The organism is Anaerospora hongkongensis, from assembly GCF_004339805.1.
GTDB classification, from domain to species: Bacteria; Bacillota; Negativicutes; order Sporomusales; family DSM-15969; genus Anaerospora; species Anaerospora hongkongensis.
On record NZ_SLUI01000001.1, the window covers coordinates 321,774 to 348,376 of the forward strand.

Genomic DNA, 26,603 nt, shown 5'->3' on the forward strand with positions numbered 1-26,603 from the left:
ATTACTGGAACTGTACAACAGACCGCAAACGTTCTATAGTGGCCTGCAGCGTTGTTTTTTCATATACTTGCTGCTGCAGAAACTGCTTAGCTTCACCAATTAAATTCACTGCCTGATCGATATTGGCATTACTGCCTTTGGCATATGCGCCGATATTGATTAAATCTTCGGCTTCCCGGTAAGTGGCCAAAACAGTCCGCAGCTTTTGCGCGGCCTGCCAGTGGCTTTCCTCAACAATTTCAAGCATAACACGGCTGACACTCGCTAGAACATCAATTGCCGGATAGTGATTTTGTGCAGCAAGATCCCGGGATAGAACGATATGCCCATCCAGTATGCCCCTTACAGCATCAGCAATCGGTTCATTCATATCATCACCGTCTACCAAAACCGTGTAAATTCCTGTAATGGAACCTCGCGATCCGGTTCCAGACCGTTCTAAAAGCTTCGGCAGCATAGCGAAAACGGACGGTGTGTAGCCACGGGTCGCAGGCGGTTCGCCAACCGTTAAGCCCACTTCCCGCTGCGCCATAGCAAAGCGGGTTACCGAATCCATCATTAACATAACGTCAAGGCCTTCATCGCGAAAATACTCGGCAATGGAGGTTGCCGTTAAAGCACCCTTAAGCCGGACCAAAGCAGGCTGATCCGATGTCGCTACGATTACTACCGAGCGCTTCAAGCCTTCTTCTCCTAAGTCTCGCTCAATAAACTCACGTACTTCCCTGCCACGTTCACCAACTAAGGCAATTACACTGATATCCGCTTCTGTGTTGCGGGCAATCATTCCCAGCAAGGTGCTTTTTCCAACTCCGCTGCCTGCCATAATTCCCACACGCTGACCGCGGCCAAGCGTAAGCAGGCTGTCTATCGCTCTAACACCCACTGAAAGCTTATCGGTTATGCGGCGGCGGCTGAGCGGCGGCGGCGGCATTGCATTCAGCGGATAAGTAGCATTGCTTAGCAGCGGGCCACGCCCGTCTATCGGGTTGCCCAGTCCATCTAAAATCCTGCCCAGCAAATGCATTCCTACGGGTACTTTTAAGGTCTGCTGTGCAGCAACAACATCACAGCCCGGTCCAATGCCATGCATTTCACCAATTGGCATGAGGAGAACCCTTCCCTCCCGGAATCCCACAACTTCTGCAGGAATCGCCTCTTGTCCCGATCTTGGATAAATATAGCAAAGTTCCCCCAGATTAACATTCGGCCCTTGCGATTCAATGACCAAACCAATAATTTGCGTTATTTTCCCATTGAATTTCATAGAAGCAGTATTCTTAATAATTGATAAATACTTATTAAAGTCGATTGTACTCATGGTATTACTTCTGCCAGTGCTTTGCGCAAAGTGTCAAACTGAGTATCAATCCGGGCATCTACACTGCCATAGGCAGTATCGATGATACAGCCGCCTGCCGGTATTGTCTGATCTGCTACAATTTGCAAGGCCTGCTCACGCCCCAATACTAATTGCAAGTCTTTACGCGCCTGCAACAGTAAGTGATATTCCTCTGGGTTAACGCGGATTTCAATCTGTTCCTGATCACGAACTTTCTTTAAGGCTGCTGTGACTATCGGCAATACTACCATTGGGTTTTCCTCTATTTCTCTTGCCAGGATTTTACTGACCATAGCCATCGAGATATCAATGATATGCCGTTCAGCGCCGATGACAATATCTTTGGCCTGCTGCTCGGCAGTGACTAAAATTTGTTCAGCTTTTGCAATAGCATCTTGCAGCTTTGTCTGCATTTCCTGAACGGCAGCATCCATACCTTCCTTATAACCAGCCTCAAGGCCTTCTTCCCGTCCCTCAGCATATCCTTGCTGATGTCCTTCTTTGTGCGCTTCCTCGCGCTGCAATTGAGCAGTTTGCGATGCTGCAGCCAGACATGCAGCCGCCTCCTCTTGCGCACTGGCAAGAATCGTCTGGGCTTGTTGGACTGCAGCCTGATCAAACTCATTCACCGCTTCAATCTCTTCCACCGGTAATTCGACTTGCTCTTCACAATTCGGACTTGATACCGTTATGCAGAGAATCGGTGCATCACTAATGTCATTTTTTTTGATAATCTTAGGCAATTATCTCGTCCCCTTTACCGCGGGAAACAATAATTTCACCTGATTCTTCAAGTTTGCGTATTACATTAACAATTTTTTGTTGTGCTTCTTCTACATCACGAATGCGCACTGGTCCCATATATTCAATTTCTTCACGCAGCATTTCGGAAGCCCGCTTGGACATATTGCGGTATATTTTCTCAGCAACCTCACTTGAAGAAGCTTTGAGCGCCAGTGCCAGATCTTTCGACTCAATTTCACGCAGCACCAGTTGCAGCGAACGATCATCAAGCAGCACAATATCTTCGAATACAAACATCCGTTTTTTGATTTCTTCCGCAAGCTCCGGATGCTGAACTTCAAGATTTTCAATAATTGTGCGTTCGGTTGTACGGTCAACTCTGTTCAAGACCTCAACAATCGAATCTACACCGCCGGCAGCAGTGAAGTCCTGCGTAACAAGCGACGAGAGCTTGCGTTCCAGAATACGTTCAACATCCTTAATTACATCAGGTGATGTACGATCCATTGTAGCGATGCGTTTTGCCACATCTACCTGCCGGTCAGGCGGCAAAGCAGATAAAATCGCCGCCGATTGTTCGGCCTGCAAGTAAGCCATAATGAGAGCAATCGTCTGAGGGTGTTCGTTTTGAATAAAATTCAACAGTTGACCAGGGTCGGTTTTACGAGCGAAATCAAAAGGTCTGATTTGCAGGCTCGATGTAAGCCGGTTAATAATTAAAACCGCTTTTTCAGCCCCCAGCGCCTTCTCAAGGATTTCTCGCGCATAATCAAGACCGCCTGACGAAATGTAGTCTTTAGCAATACACATCTGATGAAACTCAGATAACACCTTATCTTTTTGCTCTTGTGGTATCTTGCGTTGATTGGCAATTTCCAGAGTCAGCTTTTCTATTTCCTCTTCTTTCAGGTGCTTAAAAACCTGGGCAGAAATATCCGGTCCAAGGGAAATCAACAAGATAGCCGCTTTTTGCTTGCCTGTCAGTTCATTAGATTGGTACACGGCACCTCACCTCCCCTGTCATTATTCATCAGCCAGCCACATCTTAATTAATTGAGCCGCATCATCCGGCCGTGATTTTGCTAATTTTTCAATCACTTCACGCTGCTGCGCCCGTTCTTTATCCTGTTGCGAAAGTTCTTTCTGGGTCGGCTCTTCTAATTCCTCAACAGTCGAAAGAGCAGCGGCAAGCTGTTCTTCCTCTTCTTGTGCTTCCTGTTTGCGGCGCGCAAAAAGACGAATTAAGTACAAGACCAGTACGACAGCACCAACAACAGCTGCAATTTTCATCCACAGATTCTGCCGGGCCTGCTGCTCGTAAAGCTCTTCTTCTCTTTTTTGTTTATCAGCAATTTCCGTGCTAAACGGAATGCTTTCAACGGAAATGGCATCTCCTCTGGCAGGATTAAGACCTACAGCGGAAGCGACTACTTTTGTAAGGCTGTCCTGCTGCGCTCTCGTTACATTGTTGTCAACAAGAACAGCTACAGTAAGACGCCGTATAGAACCGGGAGAACTGATTACTTTTTCTTTTGTTTCATTAATTTCATAATTGCGGGTGACTTCTTTTTTATCATAATTCGACTGTCCGTTGTTTGCAGTAACATAGCCCGGAATGTTGGAAGTTGTCCCCGGCGTACCACCTGGTGCACCTGATGTTCCCTTAAAAGATTCATTCACTTCCTGGGAACTCCGGACAATCCCTTTATCATCAACAACCGGTTCAAAGACCTGCCGGTCCAGCATCCGCTGGTCAAAGTTTAATTCGACACTGACCCTTGACGCTGCCTTGCCTGGCCCTAACACTTGTTCCAGCAGGGTTTGGACATTCTTTTGAATATCGTCCTGCATTTTCTTCGTAAGTTCAATTTGCGTTACTGTTGCCGCTCCAGCTGCTTGTGGAGTGTCGGCTTGATCATTATTAAGCACACGAGCCAGTTGATCAACAACGGTAACGTTTTCCGGCTTTAGGCCTTGAACGCTGTGAGCCACTAAATTAACAATCCCTTTAACCTGCTCTTTTGATAGTTGCGTAGAAGGACGAAGCTTTAGCATAACAGAAGCCGTTGCCGGTTTTTCATTCTTCTTATATAAGCTGTCTTCCGTCATCACAATATGTACACGAGCTTTTTCGACTTCAGCCATTTGTTCAATCGTACGGGTCAGTTCTCCTTGCAGCGCTTGCAAATAATAGACTTTGTTTTGGAATTCCGTAACGCCGAACTTATTTTGATCAAATATCTCAAAGCCCTTATACCCACGCGGCAATCCTTGACTCGCTAATTCTAAACGCACACGGTGAACATCTTTAGCCGATACTAAAATCGCTGTGCCGTTAGTGTCAATCTTATGGTCAATTTTCAGTTCTTTTAATTTAGCTACAACTTCGCCGGCATCTTTTGCTTCCATATTTGTAAACAAGGGTACATAATCCGGACGTCCGCCCCACCAATAGCTCCACGCTAACAGAGCAACAAAAAGCAATATTGCGGAACCGAGTATCATATACCTTTCTCTTTTACCAACATTTCGCCATACGCGCAGCAGCTGTTCCTTCCAGTCGGCCATGGTCTCCAACCTTTCAGTTACAAATAATCTTACCGATTATGTAATAGGAGTATTTACACTTGCATACGCATAACTTCTTGGTAAGCGTCTACTACCTTATTCCTGACCTGCATGGTTAATTGAAGTGCTATCGAAGCCTTTTCCGATGCAATCATCACTTCCGATATGTCTTCAACCTGTCCGGCTGCTAATTTCATTGAAGCCTCTTTGGACTCGGTTTGCAGCTTATTCACATTGCCTAAAGCCTCTGACAATACTTCGGAAAACGATTTGCCGGCTTCTGCAGCTTCCGACGACTTGTCCAATCCGCCGCTAAAAGAAACAGGCGTTAATTTTATTGGATCAACACGCATTTAACTAGCCCCCTATTTTCCAATTTCTAATGCTTTTGCAGCCATACTTTTAGCGGTATTGACCGCTGTAACATTGGCCTCATACGCACGAGTAGCCGTTATCATATCCACCATTTCCGAAACGATGTTAATATTCGGCATCTCTACGTAACCATCTTGATTTGCATCGGGATGATGGGGATCATAAACATTGCGTGTAGGTGAATTATCTTTCTGTATCCCCACTACGCGAACTCCATTACCGGCCTCCATTTGCTGCGACAACAATTGTGAAAACCCGCTTTGCCCTTCTCTGGGCTGAAACACTACCATCTGCCGGCGATAAGGTCCGCCTTCGGTCGTGCGGGTAGTATTGACATTGGCAATATTATTGGAAATTACATCCATCCTCAGTCTTTCGGCAGTTAGCCCTGAAGCAGCGGCATCAATCGCACCAAACATGCGCATCCTCAACCTCTCCCTTCCTTAATAACAGATTTTAATGTAGTAAAGTATCGGCTGAGCTGCTGGGCCAGAGCATCATAATAAATGCTGTTCTTAGCCATGTTTGCCATTTCAATATCAATATCTACATTATTACCGTCAGTCCGAAAGGAATTATCCGCCACCATGCGCATTGTTGGCGCTAAAGCCTGCGACTGAGTTGAAATATGTTTTTCATTTGTTTTAGCCAAGTCCAGCTGCTGGGAGCCAGACATTTTTTGCTGAAGAATATCTTCAAACAAAACCTCACTTCGTTTAAATTTAGGAGTATTAACATTGGCTATATTGTTACTAATTGTTTTTTGCCGCAGTGACGAGGCTGAAAGGGCTTTTTCCAAAACATAAGCTTGCGCAGACCCCGTAATTGACTGAATCACGAAAAACCCCCCCTGCATTTTCTTGAAAATTTAAACTGTGTAAAAAGCTTTAGGCTACATTCTACAAAAAACTACAAAATCCTCTACGCTTTTTCCAGTTTATGATTTTTTTCTTCTCATTAAAAATATAACAAAAACAACCACTCCAGTCGAGTGGTTGTTTTTGTTAACATTGTTATTTCTTCAGTTTTTTCAGTTCTTCGAGCAAGCGTTCATTTAATACTTTAATGTAAGTCCCTTTCATCCCTAAAGACTTAGACTCGATTACCCCGGCACTCTCAAACTTGCGCAGCGCATTTACGATTACCGAACGGGTGATCCCTACACGATCAGCAATTTTACTCGCTACTAACAAGCCTTCATTTCCTTCTAATTCATTTAAGATGTGCATAACAGCTTCCAGTTCTGAGTAAGATAAGGTCCCCAGCGCAACCTGAACAGTTGCTTTTTTGCGGGCCTCTTCTTCAATTTTTTCACTGCGGTCCCGCAATATTTCCATTCCGACTACGGTTGAGCCGTATTCGGCTAATATCAGGTCAGCATCAGTAAATTCTTCATGGAACTTTGCTACCAGCAATGTACCAATTCTCTGTCCGCCGCCATGGATAGGGACGATTGTCGTAAACTTATCCTGGAAAATACAAGCCGTACCCTCCTGGAAAGCACATTTACCGCTGTCCAAGCGCAAGTTCGGCGATGTTTCGGTGATTCTAAGCAGCCAGTCTACATAGCGTTCGGGGAAAATTCCCTGCTGCAGAACTTTGTCACGCATTAAATCACATTCAAAATCGTCCAATAGAGCAAAGCCCAGGACGGCGCCCTCCTTACCAACAATATAAACATTGGCGCTCATCACCGTACTTAACACACGGGAAATTTCACCATATTCGACATTCTCCGATTTTTGCAGTATCTTATTAATTTTTCGAGTACGTTCTAACAAAGCTAACACTACAATCACTCCTGCCTTTCAAACTCCATTATAATATGTAATGACTTAAGTCTAGATTAACTACAATATGATCAAGTTTAGTTTTTACATAATCACGATTAATTACTATTGATGTCTCCTCTAGATCAGGAGCATCAAAAGCTAAATCTTCCAGTAGTTTTTCTAAGATGGTATGCAGCCTGCGGGCCCCGATGTTTTCCGTCTGGGTATTTACTGTGCAGGCAATTTCTGCTAGCTCATCAATAGCATCGTCGGTGAAGCTGATTTTTATACTCTCAGTTTCCAATAAGCTAACATACTGTTTAATTAACGCATTGGCCGGCTCTGTAAGAATTTGACGAAAATCCTCTTTACTTAGATTCGTCAATTCTACCCGTATCGGAAAGCGGCCTTGCAGCTCGGGTATCAGGTCTGAGGGTTTTGAAATGTGAAATGCACCGGCGGCAATAAACAGGACATGATCTGTTTTTACCGGTCCGTACTTCGTTACGACTGTGGAGCCTTCCACAATCGGCAGGATGTCTCGCTGAACACCTTCCCGCGAAACATCTGGTCCGTTAGATTTCCCGCGACCAGCAATTTTGTCTATTTCATCGAGAAAAATTATCCCGTAGTTTTCAGCCTGTTTAATAGCAGCAGCGATAACCTCATCCATATCAATTAACTTCTGCGCCTCTTCCTGGATAAAGATCTTACGCGCATTGGCCACAGTTACTTTTCTTTTCTTCTGTTTCTTCGGCAGCAGATTCCCCAGCATATCCTGGATGTTGGCGCCGATTTCTTCTACGCCCGATCCGGCAAACATCCCTGCCATAGGCTGAGCATTATCTTCGACGATAATCTCAATTAAATCATCATCAAGCTCACCATTTTGCAGCTGTTTTAAGAGCTGCAGCCGTTCGTCTTCAATCAACGGCTGCGGTTCAGGCGGCTCTTCCTTGGGTGGATTCATGGTAGAAGAGAACAAAAGTTCAAACGGATTGCGGACTGAATCCTTTTTAGGCAAGGGTTTTAAGCATTCCAGAATCCGTTCATTCGCAAGTTCATATGCTTTATCGTTTACGGCAAGCATGCTTTCCGACTTAACCATTCGAATTGCCGTTTCAACGAGATCACGCACCATTGATTCGACATCACGGCCTATATAGCCAATTTCAGTAAATTTAGTTGCCTCGACTTTAACGAAAGGAGCATTCACTAGTTTTGCGAGACGCCTGGCAATTTCCGTTTTGCCAACTCCAGTCGGCCCAATCATTAATATGTTCTTAGGAATAACTTCATCCTGCAGTTCAGCCGGCAGTTTCTTGCTCCGCCAGCGGTTGCGCAGTGCTACCGCCACCGATTTTTTAGCTTGGTGCTGACCGACGATGTATTTATTCAGTTCACCGACAATTTGTTTCGGAGTTAATTCCATTGCCACACCCTCCTCGCCATTATAATTCTTCCACTGTAATATGCGAATTGGTATAGACACAAATCTCAGAGGCGATTTCCAGCGCCTGACGGGCAATTTCCGGTGCAGGGAGATTCGAGTTTCTCACAAGAGCCCGGGCCGCTGCCAGTGCGTAAGCTCCCCCTGAGCCGATAGCGGTAACACCATCATCAGGTTCAATCACCTCACCGTTGCCAGAGATGATCAGTAAATGCTGAGTATCGGTTACAATGAGCAATGCTTCCAGCCGGCGCAATACGCGGTCGAGCCGCCAGTCTTTAGCAAGCTCTACTGCAGCCCGCATCATATTGCCATTAAATTCTTCCAGCTTAGATTCAAACTTCTCAAATAATGTAAATGCGTCGGCTACTGAGCCGGCAAAGCCCGCTAAAACCTTGCCATGATATAGACGACGAACTTTTTTGGCATTATGCTTCATAACTGTATTTCCACCAAAAGTCACCTGTCCGTCGCCGGCAATCGCGGTTTTCCCTTGATGATGAACTGCTACGATCGTCGTAGCATGAAACATAAACAACACCTCCTACGCACGGGGATGTGCGCTTTTGTAAACCGATCTAACCCGCTCTTTGTTGATGGAAGGTAAAATCTGTGAAAAATTTATTTGCCCCAATATCTCCTGTACCGAACAAACATCAGCGCCGTTATTCAGCATATGTACCGCAAAGGTTTGACGAATAGTAGTAGGATTAACGGACTGTTCCAAAGCAAGCATCTTAATGTAGTTCATGAGGATGCGTCTAATACTCCGGTCAGTTAAAGGGCTACCTTTGCTATTTACAAAAGCATAATCATGAGGTGCTCCTGTGTGTTTTCCGTACAATCGAGGACGACTCTGCCTGACGTATTGTTCCAGTGCGGCAATTGCGCTGGACCCTATCGGTACAACACGCTTTCTGCCTTCACTGTCAGAAACCACAGCACATCCCGCGAAACAGTCTAAATCAGCTAACAACAGTCCAACCAGTTCACGAGCTTTGATGCCGGTGGCATACAACAATTCCAGCACCGCTAAATCCCGTCTGCCCAAATCGCTCTGGTCAGGCAGCCTTAACAAACCGTCAATTTCAGCTTCTGTTAAAACGGATATCGTTTGTTGATTTTTTAGGGAGCGCATAGTTACACAGGGATTATCAGCAATGATAGTGCGCTTGCAAAGGTAGCGAAAAAAAGCCCGCAAGGCAGCCAAACTGCGATTTATCGTAGCGTGTGAATAATTTTGCCTGTGCATTGCACTATGATAACTTCTGATCAACATCTGCGTAACATTGCCAAGTAACACATCACCGTCCCCCTGCTCTTGGGCAAAAGCAACAAACCGCTCTATATCAGAACGGTAATAGCGAATCGTACTCTGGGAAACCCGCTTCTCTACTTGCAAATATACGACAAAGTTGTCAAGGTTATGCTTAATATCATTCATTTTATCCATTTTTTGTCGAAATATGGACTAAATTTATTTATTTATAGTAGCACAGCAATTAATTTTGCGCAATACCGTTGTCTAATTTTTCTATTAATTTTTTTAATGAACTTAATGCCCGTTCGGCGATTAAACCGTTCTTTTGCTTTTTGTCTTTTACCCGGTACTCCAGTGGCGGCAGCAGACCAAAATTAATATTCATCGGTTGAAATCCGTCAGGAGATGCCTGGGTAATATACCGGCATAACGCACCGTGAGCTGTATCGGCCGGGAACTCGACGGGATGCTGCTGCATTGCTAAGCGAGCGGCATTGATTCCTGCCACAAGGCCGGATGCTGCTGATTCCACATACCCTTCGACTCCAGTAATTTGACCGGCAAAGAACAAGCCCGACCGAGTTTTTGTTTCTAACGTTGACTGCAGAATCCGCGGTGAGTTGATATAAGTATTCCGATGCATGACACCATAGCGGGCAAATTCCGCTTTTTTCAAACCCGGTATTAATTGAAAAACTCTTTTTTGTTCCGGCCATTTTAAGTGAGTTTGAAAACCGACTATATTGTAAAGTGTCGCTGCAAAGTTATCTTGCCGCAATTGGATAACAGCGTGCGGCGTCTCTCCTGTTACCGGATGTTTTAAACCTACCGGCTTCAATGGACCAAACCGCAATGTATCAATACCTCGCGAAGCCATTTCTTCAACAGGCATACAGCCTTCAAAGAATATTGCTTTTTCAAAGTTCTTGACGGCCGTACGCTCAGCGTTAACTAATTCATGCCAAAACAGTTCATATTCTTCCTTGGTCATCGGACAATTCAAATAGTCTTCGTCGCCTTTTCCATATCGTGAAGCGCGATAAATCTTGTCCATATTCAGCGATTCACCCACAACAATAGGCGCAGCAGCATCATAAAAATACAGATAATCATGACCGGCCAGCTCGGCAATTGCTTCGGAAAGTACAGGAGATGTCAGCGGCCCGCTGGCGATAACAGCCGGAACTTCCTCCGGAATTGCCGCTACTTCAGCATGGTGGACCGTAACACGGGGATGGGCTGTCAGCATCTGGGTAATATACCGGCTGAAGCCCTCCCGGTCTACTGCCAGCGCCCCTCCCGCGGGAACTCTATTTAAATCGGCTGCCTTTAAGATCAGCGAATTTAATTGCCGCATTTCTTCTTTCAGCAAGCCTACTGCGTTTTCTACATTTGCGGCCCGCAGCGAATTGCTGCAAACCAGCTCAGCAAATAAATCACTGTGATGAGCTGGTGTAGAATGTACAGGTCGCATTTCATATAAATCGACCTCAATGCCTCGCTCAGCAATCTGCCATGCGGCTTCACTGCCTGCAAGTCCGGCACCAATAACCGTAACTTTAGCCACTCTTACTCCTCCGTTTAGCCGGTTTTACCGTCTTCGTAGTTTTTGTCGTTTTTGCTGTTGCAGCTGGTTTGATAGCATTTGCCGCTTGGGTCGGACATGCCGGATTCCCACAAACGCTTGCGGCTCCGCCTTTTTTAAACCCGCGCCGCACCATAAAGCTGCCGCATGTCTGGCATACTTCTTTTAAAGGAGTATCCCAGGTCACGTAATCGCACTCAGGATAGCGTTGACAGCCGTAAAAAACTTTTCCCCGTTTCGTCCGGCGCTCAATAATTGCACCTTGGCATTTCGGACAGGCAACACCGGTTTCTTTTACAATAGCCTTCGTATTCCGGCACGCCGGAAATCCGGGACAAGCGAGAAAACTGCCATAACGCCCCTTCTTCACTACCATAAAGCGTCCACAAGCTTCACACTGGACGTCTGAAACCTCGACAGGCAATTCCACTTGACCAATCTCGGCTTCAGCATGCGTCAACGTTTCCGCAAAAGGCTGATAAAAATCCTTCAGTACTTGCTTATACGGTACTTCGCCTTCAGCAACGTCATCAAGCCGGTCTTCCATATGTGCTGTGAATTCCACGTCGACAATATTTTCAAAATACTGTTTTAATAAATCGACCACTAAACAGCCAAGCTCTGTCGGTTGGAATTTCTTCTCGATCTTCTCTACATATCCCCTGGTAACAATGGTATCGATAATCGGCGCATAGGTACTGGGACGCCCGATCCCCTTCTCTTCCAGTATTTTGACAAGTGATGCCTCCGTGTAGCGGGGTGGCGGCTGAGTAAAATGCTGCTTTGGCAGAATTTTATATGTTTTGAGAGTTTGACCTGCAGTCAGTTCGGGCAGATCAACATCTTTATCCTGTTCATCGCCTTCTCTACTTTCCGTATAAACAACCATGAAACCAGCAAATTTAAGATGCGATCCTGTTGCTCTGAGGCCATACTGCCCAGCCTTAATCTCGATTGTTAACGTATCATAAATTGCTGCAGTCATTTGGCTGGCAATAAACCGGCTCCAGATCAGCGAGTACAGCTTGTATTGATCCTTAGACAAATGTCCGATCACACTATCCGGAGGCAAGGTCAGACTGGTTGGCCGGATTGCTTCATGCGCATCCTGGGCATTTTTTTTGGACGTATAGACAGGTGCCTTTTCCGGAAGATACTCGGAGCCGTATTTTTCTGTAATAAACGTACGAGCCTCGCTTTGAGCCGATTCGGAAACCCGGTTTGAGTCCGTACGGATATACGTGATTAAACCAACATGTCCGCTTTTGCCAATTTCAAGACCTTCATACAACTGCTGCGCCAGCATCATTGTTTTCCGCGAAGTAAAGCCCAGCTTGCGGGATGCATCCTGTTGCAGGCTGCTCGTAGTGAAAGGCGGTATTGGATTACGGCGGCGCTCTCTTTTTTTAACCTCGGTTACAGTAAACTCACTTTCCTCTAAGTGAGCTGTAATCGTCATGGCCTGCTCTTCATTTGCTACTTGCGCTTTTTGCTCTTCAATTGTGACCAGTTCGGCATCAAAGATAGGGGATTTCAGCTTTTCCCGTAATTTAGCGGTAACAGTCCAATACTCTTCTGGAATAAAAGCCTGAATCTCTTTTTCGCGGTCGCATATCAGCCTGACTGCTACCGATTGTACACGGCCTGCACTCAAACCTTTTCTCACCTTCCGCCAAAGGAGCGGACTTAATTTATACCCCACAATACGATCTAAAATCCGTCGCCCCTGTTGAGCATCAATTTTTGACATATCCAAAGGACGCGGATGCTTAACAGCATTTTGGATAGCCGATTTAGTTATTTCATTGAATTCAATACGGCAAGCCCGGGTCGGATCAATAGCAAGTATATGCGCTAAATGCCACGCAATCGCTTCCCCTTCCCGGTCAGGGTCAGTTGCCAGAAATACTTTGTCTGCTGTTTTAGCAGATTCTTTCAAGGCTTTAATCAGATCGCCTTTGCCGCGGATATTGATATATTTCGGCTCAAAGTCTTGTTCTACATTAACCCCGAACTGACTTTTGGGCAAATCCCTTAGATGTCCCATAGAGGCTCGCACAATATAGTTTTTTCCTAAAAACTTTTCTATTGTTTTGGCTTTTGCCGGAGACTCAACTACAACGAGCGTTTTGCTCACCTGGTTCCCTCCCTGGCGGTCCGCATATATCGCTGTCCGCCATATCCAATTGCTAAATCTTGTAATTCCAGTTGCAATAATATATGAGTAACAGTAGGAAGCGGCAGTTGGGTTTGACAAAGAATTTCATCGATTCCTACTGGATAATCCGGATGAAGAGCATTAAGCACAGCCTGTTCGTCTTCTGACAGTAATTGCGGCTTACATGCGCTAGGTCTTTCATTCCAGCCATATTCATCCAATATATCTGTTGCACAATCAATTAATTTAGCGCCTTGCTTAATTAAATAATGTGTTCCTTTGCTTGTAGCCGAAAGAATGCTGCCAGGAACGGCGAAAACATCCCTGCCTTCCTCTAAGGCAAAATCTGCAGTAATCAGGGAGCCGCTGCGCTCTGCCGCTTCGACAACAACTACGCCCCGTGAAAGTCCGTTAATGATGCGATTCCGGGCCGGAAAAAATTGGGGCAGTGGCAGGGTCCCCGGCGGGTATTCAGAAATGAGGGCTCCATTTTCTGCAATACGCTCCAGCAGGTGAATGTTTTCGGGTGGATAGCAAATATCAACTCCACTGCCAAGAACCGCTATCGTATAGCCGCTCTCTAGCGCTCCCATATGGGCCGTTGAATCAATACCCCTTGCCGCACCGCTGACAACACCTGCTCCTGCAGCAGCCAGCTGACTGGCTAGCATTTTGCATACACTGCGTCCATAAGCAGTAGCCCGCCTAGCACCCACGATGGCAATCAGTTTGTCATCAGCAGGAAGTGTACCCCGGTAGTATAAAATGGCAGGTGGATTGTACGTATTTGCCAGTAAAACAGGATACCTAGCTTCCCCTAAGCAAACAATACCGATTCCTTTCTTCTCCCAGCCTTCTGCCAATGCACTTACATCTATCTTTTCCCGGCAATTCAATATTTTATTACATAACATCTCATCCAGACATCCTGAAAGAATCAGTTCATCCCTGCTGGCCAGCCAGGCTTGTTCAGCGTTGCCGAAATACTCCACTAAGCGTTTCATACGGGCATGCCCCACTCCCGGCACCATATGCAGAGCTGCCAGATGTATGTTCTTCATTCTTGCCTCCAAGTTTTGAACGCAATTCAGATTTTGTAATTATTGGTATTATAACTGTCAAAAAAAGATCGGTCAAGACTAAGCCTGACCGCCTTTTGTTAACTTTAAGATATGACTGGCAATTTCATCAGCTGCTAACGGCCGGGATAGCAATAGCGAACGCTGCCGCCGGCTACTGTGCGCTTCTGTTTTTTCAGAGAGAAGACGATTCAGCGAAGCCTCTAGTTCAGCCAGGGAATCAACCTGTTCAGCAACTTGCTGTTTGACCAAATAACTGGTGTTGGCCTCTTCCTGCCCCGGAATCGGCTTGTAAATTATCATGGGAACACCGGCACACAAGGCCTCTGCCGAGGTCATGCCCCCCGGCTTGGTAATGATAATTTGAGCCATTGCCATTAATTCAGGAACATTATTCACATATCCCAAAATACGGACACTCTGCTTGAAATCCTTCTGTCTGGCTGTCAGCTGATTAAACAACGCTTTATTCTGTCCGGCAACAGCAATAATTTGAATCGGCCGTTCAATATTCTGGCAGGCCATAATAATCTCTTCCATCGGCAATACTCCTGCCCCGCCGCCCATAATAAGAATAACGGGAACATCTGCAGCTAAGCCGCAGGCAGGCGTTGAATCAGCATTAGCGTGACGCTGAGAGAAAAAATCCGAGTCTACAGGAATTCCTGTCGATAATGATTTACTATAAGGAATACCGTTACTATTTAAATAGTCCCGTAATGGCTGACCGGCTACATAATAATAATCAATGGTCGGATAAATCCACAATTTATGTACGACAAAGTCAGTAACGACTGCTAAGACAGGCGCATCAATACTGCCATCTTTCCTGAGACAGGATGCAATCCCTGCCGGCGTAGCATGAGTACATACAATAGCGGTAGGATTGTACTCAGTAATAAAACGCCTCATCCTCCCGGCAAGATAAGAGTTAATCAATTCCCGGGTCTTTAATGCCCATCTGCTGTCATTCCCCCAGCCATACATGGAACCGTACAGACTAGGAACTACACTGAGTATTTTTAAATAGATTCCCAGAATCATTTTCCCGATTACAGGGTGAAAAAAATCAAATATATTGGCAATGCGCATTTCACACCCGGGATATAAGCGGCCTATGGCTTTATTTACCGCTTGTGCAGCGCGAGTATGACCTGCTCCTATTGGTGCTGTCAGAAAAAGAATTCTCGGCGGTCGCAAAAAAATGCCTCCTTTCGCCACTCACAGCTTCGCTTTTTGATTGTGATCGGCGAATGATAACAAAACTTCTATTATTGTATCACAATTAAACAGCAGTTTAAAATATTTATTTCGAAACCTGCATTGCTCATACGAAACTTAAAAACCTGCCGCCGTCAGCGCGCAGGTTTTGGTGCTATTGCTTATTCAAATCGGCAGCTAGTTTTGCAAGCTGCTCAGACATCGCCGTTAATTGCTGCGTATGAGCCGTTAATTGCTGAATGGTACCCGCCTGGTGCTGAGAAACAGAATCCACTTGCTCAATCTCTGCAACAATTTTTTGGATCGATTGATTGATCTTTCCTAAAGTAGCCGTTATTTGACTAGCTGAACCGGCACTGTCAATTGCCAATTTTCTCACCTCATCGGCAACGACTCCAAAACCCCGGCCTTGATCCCCTACCCGGGCTGCTTCAATGGCAGCATTCAATCCCAGCAGATTTGTTTGCTTCGCTACATTTTTTATGAAGTCTACAACAGTATCCGTCTCGCTTACTTCTTTATTCGCTTGAGTTGCTAAGTTTTTTAGAAAACTGCAACTTGCAGCGAGTTCTTCAGCCTGGGCTAATATGGATTGGGTTGAGGCTGCCAGCGCTCCAGCTGATTTCGACAGCTGCCCGGCGGCTGCAAGGAGCGTCTCTTTGCGCTCCAGTGACTCGTGAACAGCAACCGCACCAATTACCAAGCCGCTCTCATCCACAATCGGCATGCTGATTGCAATATAAGGGATACCGTATACTTCTTTTGCCACTTCGACTACGACACGCTGCTTTTTCTTCATCGCCTGATACACAGCCGAGCCCTCTTTAATCGGCTCTCCCACCACAACCTGATTCGCGATCTCTGGAATGGAGAGAGACAATAGCCATTTTTCCTTACTGCTGATCACGATACCGACTTTGCCGCTAACCAATTGCGGAATATACTTTGCCGTTCGCATGAAACACTCTAACATCCCGGTTTGCTCCATATTCCCACACCCTCACTATCTTAATTTTCAATTGGATTTCTATTTTATTCTTTCATCAGGTGCATACTAAGCAAAAATAAGCAATAAGGAATGATGCATTTGCCAGAAATACCGGAAATTGAAACTGTATGCCATCATTTGCGCAACTCAGTCCTTGCTACTCCCATTACCAGCATTGCCCTAAACCGTTCTAAAAACTTGAATATAGAACCCGATGAGTTTGTCCGTCTTGTTACCGGACAGACAATTATTGCTGTCGGCAGGCGTGCTAAAATCATTCTATTCACACTGTCAAATCAGCATACGATAACCATTCACTTCATGCTGGAAGGCTACGCGCAATTGCTGGAAGACCATGAGCCTCGGCTGCAGCAGGCATCAACGATATTTTATCTAGCCTCCGGCAAGGCACTTACGCTTTTTAAGATAAATTTAGGCTATATTCATTTATTTCCCACTGTCGACTGGCAGGATATAGAAGACGTAAATCAGCTAGGTCCTGAGCCGTTATCTGCGGAATTCACACTCTCGTACTTTCTGAAGCTATTTAAATCACGCAAAGGCATGATTAAACCATTGCTCATGGACCAAAAGCTCATTGCCGGTATTGGCAATGTCTATTCGAATGAAGCATTATTTTGCAGTCGGATTCTGCCTACCCGTAAAGTAAAAGACATGAATGATGCCGAACTGAGTACCGTTTATCATTGCCTGCGTAGATTATTGAGCCAAGCAGTTCAGCTGGGTGGGGTTTATGATATTCCGTACTCTCAAGCAGATCAGCTTACCGGCGGCTACCTTGCCCAGCTCAAAGTTGCTTACCGTACAGGTAAACCGTGCTTTGAATGCTCAGCGCCTATTCAAACACAGCGCGTGGGCGGACGCAATGCCTTCTATTGTTCAAAATGCCAGCACTAGCTCATTTTTTGTAAAACATTCTATATTTTAACATAAAATACCTTTAAATGGAAAAGAGTAGACGCATAAAAAATTAACGTAAATTTAACGTTTCCTTCTATTATATAAGAGAGATTTTTCGCTGTTTATCGCCCCTAAGCCAAGTACTTAAAAAAGCAAACCCGGCAGTTCAAGCTGCCGGGCAACAATTACAAAAATCGATTTTAATTACGCATGATCTGAATGCATCAGCCAATATATGCATAAGGCAATAATTCCGACAAGAATTATGACTAGTTTCGGAACATCGGATCCATCAAGCCACACTTTCCCGACCTCCCTAAGTTGCTTGTAAAAATATATACGTTCAACAGGAAAGCTAGAACTAGCTTCGAGCAGTAAAGTTTCCAAAATTTTGTCTTTGAGAATTTGCTTTTTACATTAAAATAGTGTATCTTATATGAGGGGAGCTGTTATGTGTGGTGACATAGCAGTGCTGGGAAGTGGCGGCAACAGCGAGAGCGGATCGGAATGCTCTCGCTGTTGTTTTTTTAATAATAATAATCAAAGCAGCAATCATCCGTGCACCAAAAAAACAATAAAAACGCAATAATGAAGAGAAAAACGATTCCTCCTCTATGACAATGATTATGGCTGCAGATAGTATGATTGGAATGGTTATGAACGCAATGCAGATTACCGAAACTGCCGAACATGCAACGGCCTCCTTCTGGATTGTTTGCTATTATCATATGCACAATAAAGAGACTAGACACAAATAGAAAAGCTTCGCTATTGCGAAGCTGAAATAAAGCAACTATCAGTTTTCTTCTTCTCGTCTGCGAACAATTTGCAGAATCTCAGAAACGTTTCGATCAATTTCCGCTATCTGAATTTCCAATTTTTCTAATCGTTTTTTAAACGAACTAATGATATCACGTTGTTCATCCGACACAATTCATACCTCCCAATTTCTACGCTTTATCCTCCTCTTGGTATAATATCCGGATTATAAGCAAAGCTAACTCCAGCAGTCTACGCAAGGAGGATCGTTTCATGTATATCGCCGTCCGAAAACTCCATCAATGGGTTGGTCTTATATTAGCTGTCTTTTTACTTATTGAGGCTATAACCGGTTTAATTTTAGCAGAACCATGGCTAGTGGGACAATCACGAATCAACCCGCCGCACAGCATAGAAGGTGCTTCAAATATGTCCCAGCGTTCTGATGGTATAAACCGCTCGACAAGCCCCTTGGGGATCGCTAAACAACTTCATGAGGGAAAACTAAACGGCCTGAACTTTAAATGGCTTATTGATCTTACCGCAATTGGAATTATACTGCTAACAATAACGGGAATTCATCTTTCTATTTCACTTTTGTTCATCAGGAATAAGCAAACTCAAAAATAATATTAGCCGTGCAAGCATGCTGCAACTGTTATTCCATTTGTTTTTTTTGCATTTTTAAGGCCAGAAGCTGTAGCGGTGGAAAATTAATTTTGCGAATCATACTGCCGTCGATAACCTGGTCCAAAGGAGTACCCTGAGGAGTATCGGCGGTAATATGAAAAACATCCTTTTCTTGATCGTACTTGACTCTTACGCTCCCTTTGCTTACCTTCATAAGGCACACCTCAACTAATTATTTGCCTGCCAATACTATAATATATGCAATACTACCATTAGTGGATCACGTAAATTAAAAATCTTAACAAGCTGCCCAACAACAAAGAAGCCCGGTGCACAACTACCGGGCTTCTTTGTCGTAATTGCGATGAAATCAGCTAACCTCTCGCCCTAACGAGTCCTTGGCAAACTGAATTGCGGCCCCGGCTAATACCAAGGTAGGATCGATCGCCGGCTGGTCGATATGAAACCTGTCAAAGGCTACCGGCAGTTCCGTACAGCCTAATATTAAAATTTCCGCCCCTTGCTCATAAAGATCATCCAAGCTTTTGTAAAAATCCGTAAGGTCCATATTCCAATTCGAAGCCTTTACCCCATGATAAATGACATTCATTACACTCTCCTGCCCTGCAGACGACGGTATGGCTACATCAATTCCTACCTCGGCCAGTACCTGATGATAAACGCCTGCTTGAATTGTTCCGTCGGTTGCCAGCAAGCCGATTTTAGCTATGCCTTTTCTCTTTATTTCCTGAGCTGTTAATTTCAACATATTAAGTAAGGGAATATCAAAAAAGGGGGTAATTCGATCATAAAAATAGTGAGCAGTATTACACGGCATTACTAAGGCCTCCGCCCCCATCGCTTGTAAACGGATACCGCTTCTCACCATTTCAGGAACAGGATCTTCCCCCTTGCCAATGATCGCTTTTGTTCTATCCGGGATATTTGTATTACAATCTATCACTACATGAATATGCTCCTGGTCCGATTTGGCATTTGTCAGGGTAATGATCTTATTAAATAAATCACAAGTAGCTGCTGCTCCCATTCCGCCAATAATTCCAATTGATTTTTTCATTTCTCATCCCTCAGCTAAAATAATGTTGACTCTGTTTGCTTTATTATAAATTCAGCGTATACTATAAGCAAATATATCTATTAATATATATAATATAATCATTTGTTTATATAGGAGACTTTATGTTTAAGGGCAAAGAATATGTTTACGAGGTTTATAAAGAAAAAAGCTTTTCCAGAGCAGCACAGAATTTGTATATTAGCCAGCCGGCGCTGAGCGCCGCAATCAAAAAAATTGAAAGCCGCATTGGCTGCTTACTGTTTGATCGCAGCAGCAAAGCGATCCGCCTGACAGAAGGTGGTATAGAGTATATAAAAGCAATAGAAAGCATCATGGATATTGAAACTCGTTTTGCAAACCACCTTAACAACTTGAATCAATTAAAAATAGGGCGCCTGGCTATCGGGGCTAGCAATGTTTTTGCTTCTTTTATTCTTCCGGCGATCATTACAGCATTTACAGATCAATATCCGGCTATTAAAGTAAATCTCATAGAATCCACCACTGCCCACTTAGAAGAGCAGCTATTTTCCGGAGCGCTTGATTTTGTGCTTGATAATTATTCTTTAGATGAAACGATTTACGAAAAACATTTATTCTGTCGCGAGTGTTTACTTCTCGCCGTACCTCCCAAACTATCTTCCAATATACCTGCCCGGGAATATCAACTATCAATAGATGATATCCGCCAGGGAAAACACTTAAATCCAGCAACGAAATCAGTACCATTATCCCTCTTTGCTCAGGAACCATTTATTTTTTTAAGAAGCGGAAACGATACACGGGTGCGTGCAGAAAAGATTTTTTTGGAAAATAAGCTTATCCCTAGGATTGTCTTAGAATTAGATCAGCTGGCTACAGCCTATAATGTTTGCTGTTATGGTTTGGGGGCCACAATTATCAGTGATACGCTTGCCCAGAAGGCGACTCCCAATACCAGCATGCACTACTACAAATTAGACAGCCCGCATACTTTTCGCAGCGTATTTTTTTATAACAAACAAAACAAATATATTACCAAGGCAATGGAAGAATTTATTAAAATTGCTCAGAAAGTGGACATTGATACTGTAATGAATAAAAGCAGCTCATCTTGACATGAGCTGCTTTTTTCTTGCAAAAAATACCGGATATTTTCTATTCCACATTCCCGGTCTGGGAGATGGCTATCGCCCGGATTGTGGAAGAAACTAATTTACGTAAATACGTAATGTCTTCTTTTTCAATCTTAATATGTCCCTGGTATATACAAACCAAACGCGGCTGAATAATTAGTACCGTTATTCCTTGACCCTCCCCGGCTTCAATATCGTCTAAGGTCGTATATACACCATTGCTTCCACTTGTTGAGAGAAGCAACCAGTTCTCAGCATTGGCTTTGCCTGTAGGGAATATTGCTTTTACATCCTGTATGGAGTAAATCGGTTTCACGTTCTTATAATCTGAATCAAATATTGAATCTAATAGGGAATCCATGATTACCTCTTCCGCTGTTTCATTATTTTCAACGTCAATCATCAGTCTGCTGCTGCGAATGAATTTTTTTGTATATTGCCTCCTTTAATCTTGTATTATACCATTTCTGTTACCTAAGCGCGATTAAGTTTAAAGACCTTGGCTGCTGCAGCCTTCGGAAACATAAAAAATAATAGCGAATGCTTTTTTTAGCAATCACTATTGTGTAAGCTCATTCTAGTATAAGTGCTGTGCTGTCACAAATCAGGCAATGAGCCTCAACCGTTTGATTGCCACATTCCCCTGCCATTTCACAAGCGCGATGATTGATGATTTCAACCTCTTCTGATCCGCATTTTTCACACTTGAGGTTAAACCCCTTTACGATTTTTCGCTTAATCCCACAATTTTCAACTACAACCAGCACCATTAAGCCTCCCATATCCTCAGTACAATAAGAGAATTCTTTACTATGGAGCTTTACTTCTCTAGCTGCTGGCTTCCCTCCTGCTATCAAGCTTCTATCTATTTTGCCATGTCCTGAATTTCTTTATTTTAACTAATAAATCTTTGGTATTTCCATCAAATGTTAACGCCCGGTCATCAATATATACGATTGCCGGCGGCTTATACGCCAGCACATCATCAACCGTAATCCCGTATTTATTCAACCAAGCTTTAACTGCCTCAGCCCGGCCTTCCTGAAAGCAGCGAGTCGACACAACAACGACTCTATAATTCCTGCGGATCTCTTCTATTGCAACTTTGATTCCTTCAACAGGCTGGTCGGGAATAACATCCACTCCACACCACCCGCTTGTATAACTATTAATTACACCATCAAAATCAAAAACTACCGTTTTGGCCATTCTCATCACCTCTTGACTAGGTTTCCCAGCACAGCCTTCAATCTTTCACTACAGTTAGCATTTTCTAAGGCATCACATCCTCCAGACTCTTGTAAAATCCCGGCTCAATCCTATTGCCTCTAATCCTTCAATTAGCCTCATTTGCCCCTCACCCAAGTCATACTATATTTAAAACGAAAGCCCGCCATAATGGCAGGCTCAAGTACTCTATATTCAGTTATCAGCATCAGCTTTCATTTCCAGTAGTTTCGAAAGATGGCGTTACCCATTACTCATAATAAATATTTCCATCAAAGATCTGACCACCAATTTTCAACCGATCGGTATACTGCCACATTCTAGCACGCGTGAAATTATTACAACTTCCCCATTGAGCATTCCAATACGGTACGTAATCTGCCAGCTGTGCCGTATCAATTATTTCGGTCAGCCATGAATAGGAAGCATAAATACCGACATAGGAATACCCATTGTTATTGAGTTCGCAGATAAAGGCAGAGCACATTGCCGTAATCGTTTCCTTGTCCGGCATTCCGTTACGCTCCTTGTAGCCATCCGCATCTTCCATGTCAAACCAAATACCCAGTTCCGGATCGATCCCCTCCTGCTGCAGCGTTTCCTGAACAAATTGGGCTTCCGCTCTGGCAGAATCCACATTTAGAGCATAGCTGTAGTAATAAATGCCGATTTTCAAGCCAGCAGCCAATGCCTCCCTAACATTTTCAATGAATTTAGGATCTAGATGACGATTGCCGTAGCCAAGCCGGATTATGACAAATTCACATTCGGCATCCAAAACGGATTGCCAGTTAATTTTGCCGTTGTGATAGCTTACATCTATTCCTTTCATATTATCAGCCTCTTTCAAGTTAATGATTTGACAGCCCTATCTGATCATGAACAAACCTAAAACAATATATGCTTTTACTCATAATTCAACTCCTTAAATCTCTATAACCGTAGATTTAGCAAGCTCACTGCCTGATTAACGGCAAAAGAAAAGTCCTCGTCAATCGAGGACAAAAAAAACCTGCCGTCAGGGCAGGCTTTTTATTCTATAAGCAGGAAACGAGCGCAATCTGCGCTTACTAGGGCTTAGCTTGATTATTGCTGAACATCCGGACGACCCACAACAGAATCACAGCTCCAAGAATACTGGTGATCAGTTGTCCAACCATACCATAGGCATTAAACCCAAATAAAGATAACACAAATCCGCCAATGAATGCTCCGACAATCCCTACAATCATGTCTACCCATATACCGAATCCATGACCACTCATAATTTTACCTGCTGCCCAGCCAGCTATAGCTCCAATAAGCAAGGACCAGATTAAACTACCCATTTTAGAAAACACCTCCGCATATATTATGCTTAGCTGTTAGACGAATCATACTTTACTAATTTTATTCCCATAACCGAATAGCAATATGTACTATTTTTGCGCAAACAATACTTTTAGCAGCGGAGGCGTTACTAGCGTTGTGAGGATTACAACCAGGACACTAGCTGTAAAAAACGTTTCCTCCAGCAAATTTGCCTCCAGCCCAATCGCTGCAATGATTAGCGCAACTTCACCGCGTGATATCATACCAGCCCCAATACCAAGCGAAGAGCGGTTATGAAATCCTGTTAATCTGGCGCCAATTCCTGAACCAACCAGCTTAGTAAGTATAGCAATGATTGTAAGTCCCGCGATAATGCCGATTTGATTATTCACTCCGGCAAACGAAACAGAAAGGCCTATACTCACAAAGAATACCGGGACAAAAAAGGCATATGCGATAGGTTCTATTTTGTGCTCTACCTGCTGTTTAAACTGCGTTTGTGAAATAGCCAGGCCAGCGGCAAAGGCCCCAATAATTCCTGCTACACCGAGAAATTCTGCCAGATAAGCAAAAGAAAAACAAATAATTAGCGCTGCACTTATAACTGCTTCCGATACCGGCAATGGAGCTAATATTCTTAGCATCCACGGCACCACTTTCCAGCCAAGCAAAGTAATTGCTGCGAAGAACAATAGTTTCTTGCCGATAATTAAGCTAAGACTGACTTGCGCCACTGTAAGTGAACTCATCATAACTGCCAGCACGATAACGACTAAAATATCATCCAGTACCGCTGCTCCTAAGATAGTTGCACTTTCTCTGCTTTTCAATTGCCCCAGCTCTTTAAGGGTCTGTGCAGAGATACTGACTGAGGTCGCTGAAAATAACAAGCCGAGAAATAGCGCATGTCTTTGCTCCATACCGATTATTAAGCCAGCCAGATAAAAACAGACAAGAGGTGCTATAACCCCACCTACCGCGACAGCAATGGATGAATTGCGATTTTGTTTAAGCGACTCAACATCTGTTTCCAAACCGGCAATAAACATCAAAAGCAGCACGCCGATCTCACTAAGCTGCGTAATCATTTCGGACGGAGCAATCCACCCCAGGACTGCTGGACCGATAACAATGCCACTAATAAGCTTGCCTAATACGGCTGGCTGCCCTAATTTAACGCTTAGCGCCCCACCAATTTTAGTTGTTATTAATATGATCAACATTTGCACGACTAGTAACACTGCTGTCAACACCTTCCTATCATTTACTCCCCTACTCTTTGCAGCCACTTCCTTTTGTATGCGCAGAAAAAAAGAAAACTGCTTTCAAAAAGTCTGGGTCCTCCCCCCTGAGTGACCCAGACGACTTGAAAACAGTTTCCTGTCCAACCGGTTTGATCGATATAAAACTATTAATACCATATCAAAAAACAAGCATTCTGTCAAACTAGTATCCTGTTCACAATTAGTTTAAACCTGTCGTAAATAGGGCTGCCCTATGCACTGCTGTACCGATTGACAGCCCTCAAGACGTCTCAATATTCCACAATTATTTTCCAGAAAAATACAAATATCTACTAGAAAAATACGACATATTTGCTATAATTTAACTATGTAAAGGGGAGGGGTTATTGTGAAAGAGTTAATTCCATGTACAATGTGCAAACACCCACAATGTGTAGACCTGTATGAAATGCAATTAACACTGGCTAAAACCACTAACACCACTTTCGACGAACGCCGGCTTCATCAGATCGAGTGCATCTGCCACCGGTGTACGCAAACCCCAGAATATAAAAATGAGTATCTTCTATGCCAAAAAGAACACTTGGCATTAACCCATAAGGCTGAAGTACGGCATCATTAAATAATAGCCGCCTAATTGAAAGGCGGCTATTATCTTGTTAAAAAGCTGTCTTCCTCTTTCTTTAACAAAAGAACCTACTCAAACATAAACTGTAGAAAAATTACAGGAGCTAGTGTTTTCATGAAATGTGATGCGATTGACGGTTTAATACTTTTAGCTATTGCCGTTACCATTTTGGGACATATTATTGGATTTGGTGCCGAATTGTTATCTCAACGTTGTGAAAGAAGAGAAAATAAAAAGAATCTCAGAGCTCAAAAGGATTTAGCCGCAATACTTAATGATCTCGAACAAAGAATCGGCAAATTAGAAACAACCATATACGACCATCGCTCATGATCGATACTGCTGCGACTTAACCTTCCCGCCCCCGCTACAAGCGGGGCTTTTTTTATTCTTTAGTAAGTAGCGATTATGATGGGTCACTAGCAACCCATCCCTGATATACTCTGCGTCAGCTTCTAAAAACTGAGCAAGTAACGCAATCTCTGACAGCGTTATCCCAGTCTGTTTATTTTCGATTGCATAAAGGCGGCTTCGCGGAATACCCGCAAATTTTGAAAGTTCCTGTATACCATATCCTGACTTACGACGCGCTTTACGCAAGTTGGATTCAACATTCCATATATTAGTTGATGACGTATTAAGGACATAATGTTCTGAACCAAACCGTTGCATGGCTGCACCTCATTAAAATCTTTCAAATTAGCTTTGATAATATTATTCTCTAATAATATTAATTATCCTCTCAAAAAAAGGGGGTAAATAAAAATATTAATTGCTATTCTACTAAAGCAAACACTTAAATCTTCATACGAAATTTTGTTCTAGGACACCAGGCTTTTGGCAGTCACTCTGCTGAATCAATTGAAGTATCGCAAAACAAAAAGCCCGGTAGTCGCTACTGCCGGGCAAGAGTTAAAAACGAGTGAATGCACCTGTTATATTGATAGGCGATAATAAAATTAGTTGTTACAACTGTCTGCTGCAATTAATTGACGGACTAGACGTTGAATCTCGTTCAATTGTCTTGCTAATTCTACGACTTCAAATTCTAAACGTTCTACTCTAGCGGTAAGTCCAAGTTCGCCCTGATTGCATATTCTGTCTGGCACCAATTAACACCCCCTTATATTACATAATATGTTTCCCA

At 43.8% G+C, this 26,603-nt stretch carries 30 protein-coding genes; 4 read left to right on the top strand and 26 right to left on the bottom strand.

The window, feature by feature from the left end:
* Position 1: 1 nt before the first annotated feature.
* From fliI to EV210_RS23225, 16 genes are all read right to left on the bottom strand, one after another.
* A complete protein-coding gene (gene fliI, locus EV210_RS01720) occupies positions 2-1,321 on the bottom strand; it encodes a flagellar protein export ATPase FliI (protein WP_132074626.1) in 1,320 nt (439 codons plus the stop codon).
* Positions 1,318-2,085: a FliH/SctL family protein gene (locus tag EV210_RS01725; RefSeq protein WP_132074629.1), complete on the bottom strand. Its 768-nt coding sequence runs from the start codon at positions 2,083-2,085 to the stop codon at positions 1,318-1,320. Before EV210_RS01725 ends, fliI begins: the two co-directional genes overlap by 4 nt.
* Positions 2,078-3,088: a flagellar motor switch protein FliG gene (gene fliG / locus EV210_RS01730; RefSeq protein WP_132074632.1), complete on the bottom strand. Its 1,011-nt coding sequence runs from the start codon at positions 3,086-3,088 to the stop codon at positions 2,078-2,080. Before fliG ends, EV210_RS01725 begins: the two co-directional genes overlap by 8 nt.
* A gap of 21 nt (positions 3,089-3,109) precedes the next feature.
* Positions 3,110-4,654, bottom strand: coding sequence for a flagellar basal-body MS-ring/collar protein FliF (fliF, locus tag EV210_RS01735; RefSeq protein WP_132074635.1), 1,545 nt, complete (start codon positions 4,652-4,654; stop codon positions 3,110-3,112).
* A gap of 53 nt (positions 4,655-4,707) precedes the next feature.
* On the bottom strand, positions 4,708-5,007 hold the full coding sequence (gene fliE / locus EV210_RS01740; protein WP_132074638.1) for a flagellar hook-basal body complex protein FliE: 300 nt from the start codon (positions 5,005-5,007) through the stop codon (positions 4,708-4,710).
* 12 nt (positions 5,008-5,019) lie between these two features.
* The gene (flgC, locus tag EV210_RS01745) at positions 5,020-5,454 is read right to left on the bottom strand and encodes a flagellar basal body rod protein FlgC (protein WP_132074642.1); all 435 of its coding nucleotides are present in this window, start codon (positions 5,452-5,454) and stop codon (positions 5,020-5,022) included.
* A gap of 2 nt (positions 5,455-5,456) precedes the next feature.
* On the bottom strand, positions 5,457-5,867 hold the full coding sequence (flgB, locus tag EV210_RS01750) for a flagellar basal body rod protein FlgB (protein WP_132074645.1): 411 nt from the start codon (positions 5,865-5,867) through the stop codon (positions 5,457-5,459).
* Between the two features lie 175 nt (positions 5,868-6,042).
* The gene (gene codY / locus EV210_RS01755) at positions 6,043-6,819 is read right to left on the bottom strand and encodes a GTP-sensing pleiotropic transcriptional regulator CodY (RefSeq protein ID WP_132074648.1); all 777 of its coding nucleotides are present in this window, start codon (positions 6,817-6,819) and stop codon (positions 6,043-6,045) included.
* Between the two features lie 28 nt (positions 6,820-6,847).
* A complete protein-coding gene (gene hslU, locus EV210_RS01760) occupies positions 6,848-8,233 on the bottom strand; it encodes an ATP-dependent protease ATPase subunit HslU (protein ID WP_132074650.1) in 1,386 nt (461 codons plus the stop codon).
* A 19-nt stretch (positions 8,234-8,252) separates the two neighbouring features.
* Entirely contained in the window at positions 8,253-8,783 is a 531-nt protein-coding gene (gene hslV, locus EV210_RS01765; RefSeq protein ID WP_132074653.1) for an ATP-dependent protease subunit HslV, read from the bottom strand.
* Positions 8,784-8,795: 12 nt separating this feature from the next.
* Positions 8,796-9,695 (bottom strand): tyrosine-type recombinase/integrase, encoded by a 900-nt coding sequence (locus EV210_RS01770; protein ID WP_165898751.1) that lies wholly within the window; start codon positions 9,693-9,695, stop codon positions 8,796-8,798.
* Positions 9,696-9,753: 58 nt separating this feature from the next.
* Positions 9,754-11,079 carry a methylenetetrahydrofolate--tRNA-(uracil(54)-C(5))-methyltransferase (FADH(2)-oxidizing) TrmFO gene (gene trmFO / locus EV210_RS01775; protein ID WP_132074659.1) on the bottom strand — a complete coding sequence of 442 codons (1,326 nt, stop codon included), beginning with the start codon at positions 11,077-11,079 and terminating at the stop codon, positions 9,754-9,756.
* A complete protein-coding gene (topA, locus tag EV210_RS01780; RefSeq protein ID WP_132074662.1) occupies positions 11,072-13,234 on the bottom strand; it encodes a type I DNA topoisomerase in 2,163 nt (720 codons plus the stop codon). The genes trmFO and topA overlap by 8 nt, the downstream gene beginning before the upstream one ends.
* Complete coding sequence (gene dprA / locus EV210_RS01785; RefSeq protein ID WP_132074665.1) at positions 13,231-14,316, bottom strand: DNA-processing protein DprA; 1,086 nt, start codon at positions 14,314-14,316, stop codon at positions 13,231-13,233. The genes topA and dprA overlap by 4 nt, the downstream gene beginning before the upstream one ends.
* Positions 14,317-14,394: 78 nt before the next feature.
* Positions 14,395-15,534 carry an MGDG synthase family glycosyltransferase gene (locus EV210_RS01790; RefSeq protein ID WP_132074668.1) on the bottom strand — a complete coding sequence of 380 codons (1,140 nt, stop codon included), beginning with the start codon at positions 15,532-15,534 and terminating at the stop codon, positions 14,395-14,397.
* 175 nt (positions 15,535-15,709) lie between these two features.
* Positions 15,710-16,543 (bottom strand): methyl-accepting chemotaxis protein, encoded by an 834-nt coding sequence (locus EV210_RS23225; RefSeq protein WP_132074671.1) that lies wholly within the window; start codon positions 16,541-16,543, stop codon positions 15,710-15,712.
* Between the two features lie 90 nt (positions 16,544-16,633).
* On the opposite strand from EV210_RS23225, the gene EV210_RS01800 reads away from it, so the two are divergent.
* Positions 16,634-17,461: an Fpg/Nei family DNA glycosylase gene (locus EV210_RS01800; protein ID WP_132074674.1), complete on the top strand. Its 828-nt coding sequence runs from the start codon at positions 16,634-16,636 to the stop codon at positions 17,459-17,461.
* Between the two features lie 799 nt (positions 17,462-18,260).
* Here EV210_RS01800 and EV210_RS23230 read toward each other — a convergent pair.
* Positions 18,261-18,395, bottom strand: a complete 135-nt coding sequence (locus tag EV210_RS23230; protein WP_279388465.1) for a hypothetical protein — start codon at positions 18,393-18,395, stop codon at positions 18,261-18,263.
* Between the two features lie 101 nt (positions 18,396-18,496).
* On the opposite strand from EV210_RS23230, the gene EV210_RS01805 reads away from it, so the two are divergent.
* Positions 18,497-18,853: a PepSY domain-containing protein gene (locus EV210_RS01805; RefSeq protein WP_132074677.1), complete on the top strand. Its 357-nt coding sequence runs from the start codon at positions 18,497-18,499 to the stop codon at positions 18,851-18,853.
* 28 nt (positions 18,854-18,881) lie between these two features.
* On the opposite strand, the gene EV210_RS01810 is transcribed toward EV210_RS01805, so the two are convergent.
* On the bottom strand, positions 18,882-19,067 hold the full coding sequence (locus EV210_RS01810; protein ID WP_132074679.1) for a hypothetical protein: 186 nt from the start codon (positions 19,065-19,067) through the stop codon (positions 18,882-18,884).
* 156 nt (positions 19,068-19,223) lie between these two features.
* Positions 19,224-19,931, bottom strand: a complete 708-nt coding sequence (cuyB, locus tag EV210_RS01815) for a cysteate racemase (RefSeq protein WP_132074682.1) — start codon at positions 19,929-19,931, stop codon at positions 19,224-19,226.
* A 122-nt stretch (positions 19,932-20,053) separates the two neighbouring features.
* Here cuyB and EV210_RS01820 point away from each other — a divergent pair, with 122 nt between their 5' ends.
* Entirely contained in the window at positions 20,054-21,028 is a 975-nt protein-coding gene (locus EV210_RS01820) for a LysR family transcriptional regulator (protein WP_132074685.1), read from the top strand.
* Positions 21,029-21,068: 40 nt separating this feature from the next.
* Here the strand turns inward: EV210_RS01820 and EV210_RS01825 are convergent, their stop codons facing one another.
* From EV210_RS01825 to EV210_RS01850, 6 genes are all read right to left on the bottom strand, one after another.
* Entirely contained in the window at positions 21,069-21,449 is a 381-nt protein-coding gene (locus EV210_RS01825; RefSeq protein ID WP_132074688.1) for a hypothetical protein, read from the bottom strand.
* Positions 21,450-21,618: 169 nt separating this feature from the next.
* The gene (locus tag EV210_RS01830; protein WP_132074691.1) at positions 21,619-21,816 is read right to left on the bottom strand and encodes a hypothetical protein; all 198 of its coding nucleotides are present in this window, start codon (positions 21,814-21,816) and stop codon (positions 21,619-21,621) included.
* A 91-nt stretch (positions 21,817-21,907) separates the two neighbouring features.
* On the bottom strand, positions 21,908-22,255 hold the full coding sequence (locus EV210_RS01835) for a hypothetical protein (RefSeq protein ID WP_132074694.1): 348 nt from the start codon (positions 22,253-22,255) through the stop codon (positions 21,908-21,910).
* Between the two features lie 268 nt (positions 22,256-22,523).
* Positions 22,524-23,105: a GH25 family lysozyme gene (locus tag EV210_RS01840; RefSeq protein WP_132074697.1), complete on the bottom strand. Its 582-nt coding sequence runs from the start codon at positions 23,103-23,105 to the stop codon at positions 22,524-22,526.
* Between the two features lie 238 nt (positions 23,106-23,343).
* Entirely contained in the window at positions 23,344-23,601 is a 258-nt protein-coding gene (locus EV210_RS01845) for a GlsB/YeaQ/YmgE family stress response membrane protein (RefSeq protein ID WP_132074700.1), read from the bottom strand.
* A gap of 90 nt (positions 23,602-23,691) precedes the next feature.
* The gene (locus EV210_RS01850) at positions 23,692-24,825 is read right to left on the bottom strand and encodes a cation:proton antiporter (RefSeq protein WP_243650392.1); all 1,134 of its coding nucleotides are present in this window, start codon (positions 24,823-24,825) and stop codon (positions 23,692-23,694) included.
* 745 nt (positions 24,826-25,570) lie between these two features.
* On the opposite strand from EV210_RS01850, the gene EV210_RS01855 reads away from it, so the two are divergent.
* Positions 25,571-25,789, top strand: coding sequence for a hypothetical protein (locus EV210_RS01855; protein WP_132074703.1), 219 nt, complete (start codon positions 25,571-25,573; stop codon positions 25,787-25,789).
* Here the strand turns inward: EV210_RS01855 and EV210_RS01860 are convergent.
* Positions 25,784-26,128, bottom strand: a complete 345-nt coding sequence (locus EV210_RS01860; protein WP_132074706.1) for a helix-turn-helix domain-containing protein — start codon at positions 26,126-26,128, stop codon at positions 25,784-25,786. The genes EV210_RS01855 and EV210_RS01860 overlap by 6 nt on opposite strands.
* Positions 26,129-26,603 lie beyond the last annotated feature (475 nt).

What these genes read in the sequence shown, in the direction of transcription:
- fliI (WP_132074626.1), bottom strand. Translation starts at nt 1,321, where the DNA reads ATGAGTACAATCGACTTTAATAAGTATTTATCAATTATTAAGAATACT.
- fliF (WP_132074635.1), bottom strand. Translation starts at nt 4,654, where the DNA reads ATGGCCGACTGGAAGGAACAGCTGCTGCGCGTATGGCGAAATGTTGGT.
- fliE (WP_132074638.1), bottom strand. Translation starts at nt 5,007, where the DNA reads ATGCGTGTTGATCCAATAAAATTAACGCCTGTTTCTTTTAGCGGCGGA.
- flgC (WP_132074642.1), bottom strand. Translation starts at nt 5,454, where the DNA reads ATGCGCATGTTTGGTGCGATTGATGCCGCTGCTTCAGGGCTAACTGCC.
- hslU (WP_132074650.1), bottom strand. Translation starts at nt 8,233, where the DNA reads ATGGAATTAACTCCGAAACAAATTGTCGGTGAACTGAATAAATACATC.
- hslV (WP_132074653.1), bottom strand. Translation starts at nt 8,783, where the DNA reads ATGTTTCATGCTACGACGATCGTAGCAGTTCATCATCAAGGGAAAACC.
- EV210_RS01770 (WP_165898751.1), bottom strand. Translation starts at nt 9,695, where the DNA reads ATGAATGATATTAAGCATAACCTTGACAACTTTGTCGTATATTTGCAA.
- dprA (WP_132074665.1), bottom strand. Translation starts at nt 14,316, where the DNA reads ATGAAGAACATACATCTGGCAGCTCTGCATATGGTGCCGGGAGTGGGG.
- EV210_RS23225 (WP_132074671.1), bottom strand. Translation starts at nt 16,543, where the DNA reads ATGGAGCAAACCGGGATGTTAGAGTGTTTCATGCGAACGGCAAAGTAT.
- EV210_RS01800 (WP_132074674.1), top strand. Translation starts at nt 16,634, where the DNA reads ATGATGCATTTGCCAGAAATACCGGAAATTGAAACTGTATGCCATCAT.
- EV210_RS01805 (WP_132074677.1), top strand. Translation starts at nt 18,497, where the DNA reads ATGTATATCGCCGTCCGAAAACTCCATCAATGGGTTGGTCTTATATTA.
- EV210_RS01810 (WP_132074679.1), bottom strand. Translation starts at nt 19,067, where the DNA reads ATGAAGGTAAGCAAAGGGAGCGTAAGAGTCAAGTACGATCAAGAAAAG.
- cuyB (WP_132074682.1), bottom strand. Translation starts at nt 19,931, where the DNA reads ATGAAAAAATCAATTGGAATTATTGGCGGAATGGGAGCAGCAGCTACT.
- EV210_RS01820 (WP_132074685.1), top strand. Translation starts at nt 20,054, where the DNA reads ATGTTTAAGGGCAAAGAATATGTTTACGAGGTTTATAAAGAAAAAAGC.
- EV210_RS01825 (WP_132074688.1), bottom strand. Translation starts at nt 21,449, where the DNA reads ATGATTGACGTTGAAAATAATGAAACAGCGGAAGAGGTAATCATGGAT.
- EV210_RS01830 (WP_132074691.1), bottom strand. Translation starts at nt 21,816, where the DNA reads ATGGTGCTGGTTGTAGTTGAAAATTGTGGGATTAAGCGAAAAATCGTA.
- EV210_RS01835 (WP_132074694.1), bottom strand. Translation starts at nt 22,255, where the DNA reads ATGGCCAAAACGGTAGTTTTTGATTTTGATGGTGTAATTAATAGTTAT.
- EV210_RS01840 (WP_132074697.1), bottom strand. Translation starts at nt 23,105, where the DNA reads ATGAAAGGAATAGATGTAAGCTATCACAACGGCAAAATTAACTGGCAA.
- EV210_RS01845 (WP_132074700.1), bottom strand. Translation starts at nt 23,601, where the DNA reads ATGGGTAGTTTAATCTGGTCCTTGCTTATTGGAGCTATAGCTGGCTGG.
- EV210_RS01855 (WP_132074703.1), top strand. Translation starts at nt 25,571, where the DNA reads ATGAAATGTGATGCGATTGACGGTTTAATACTTTTAGCTATTGCCGTT.
- EV210_RS01860 (WP_132074706.1), bottom strand. Translation starts at nt 26,128, where the DNA reads ATGCAACGGTTTGGTTCAGAACATTATGTCCTTAATACGTCATCAACT.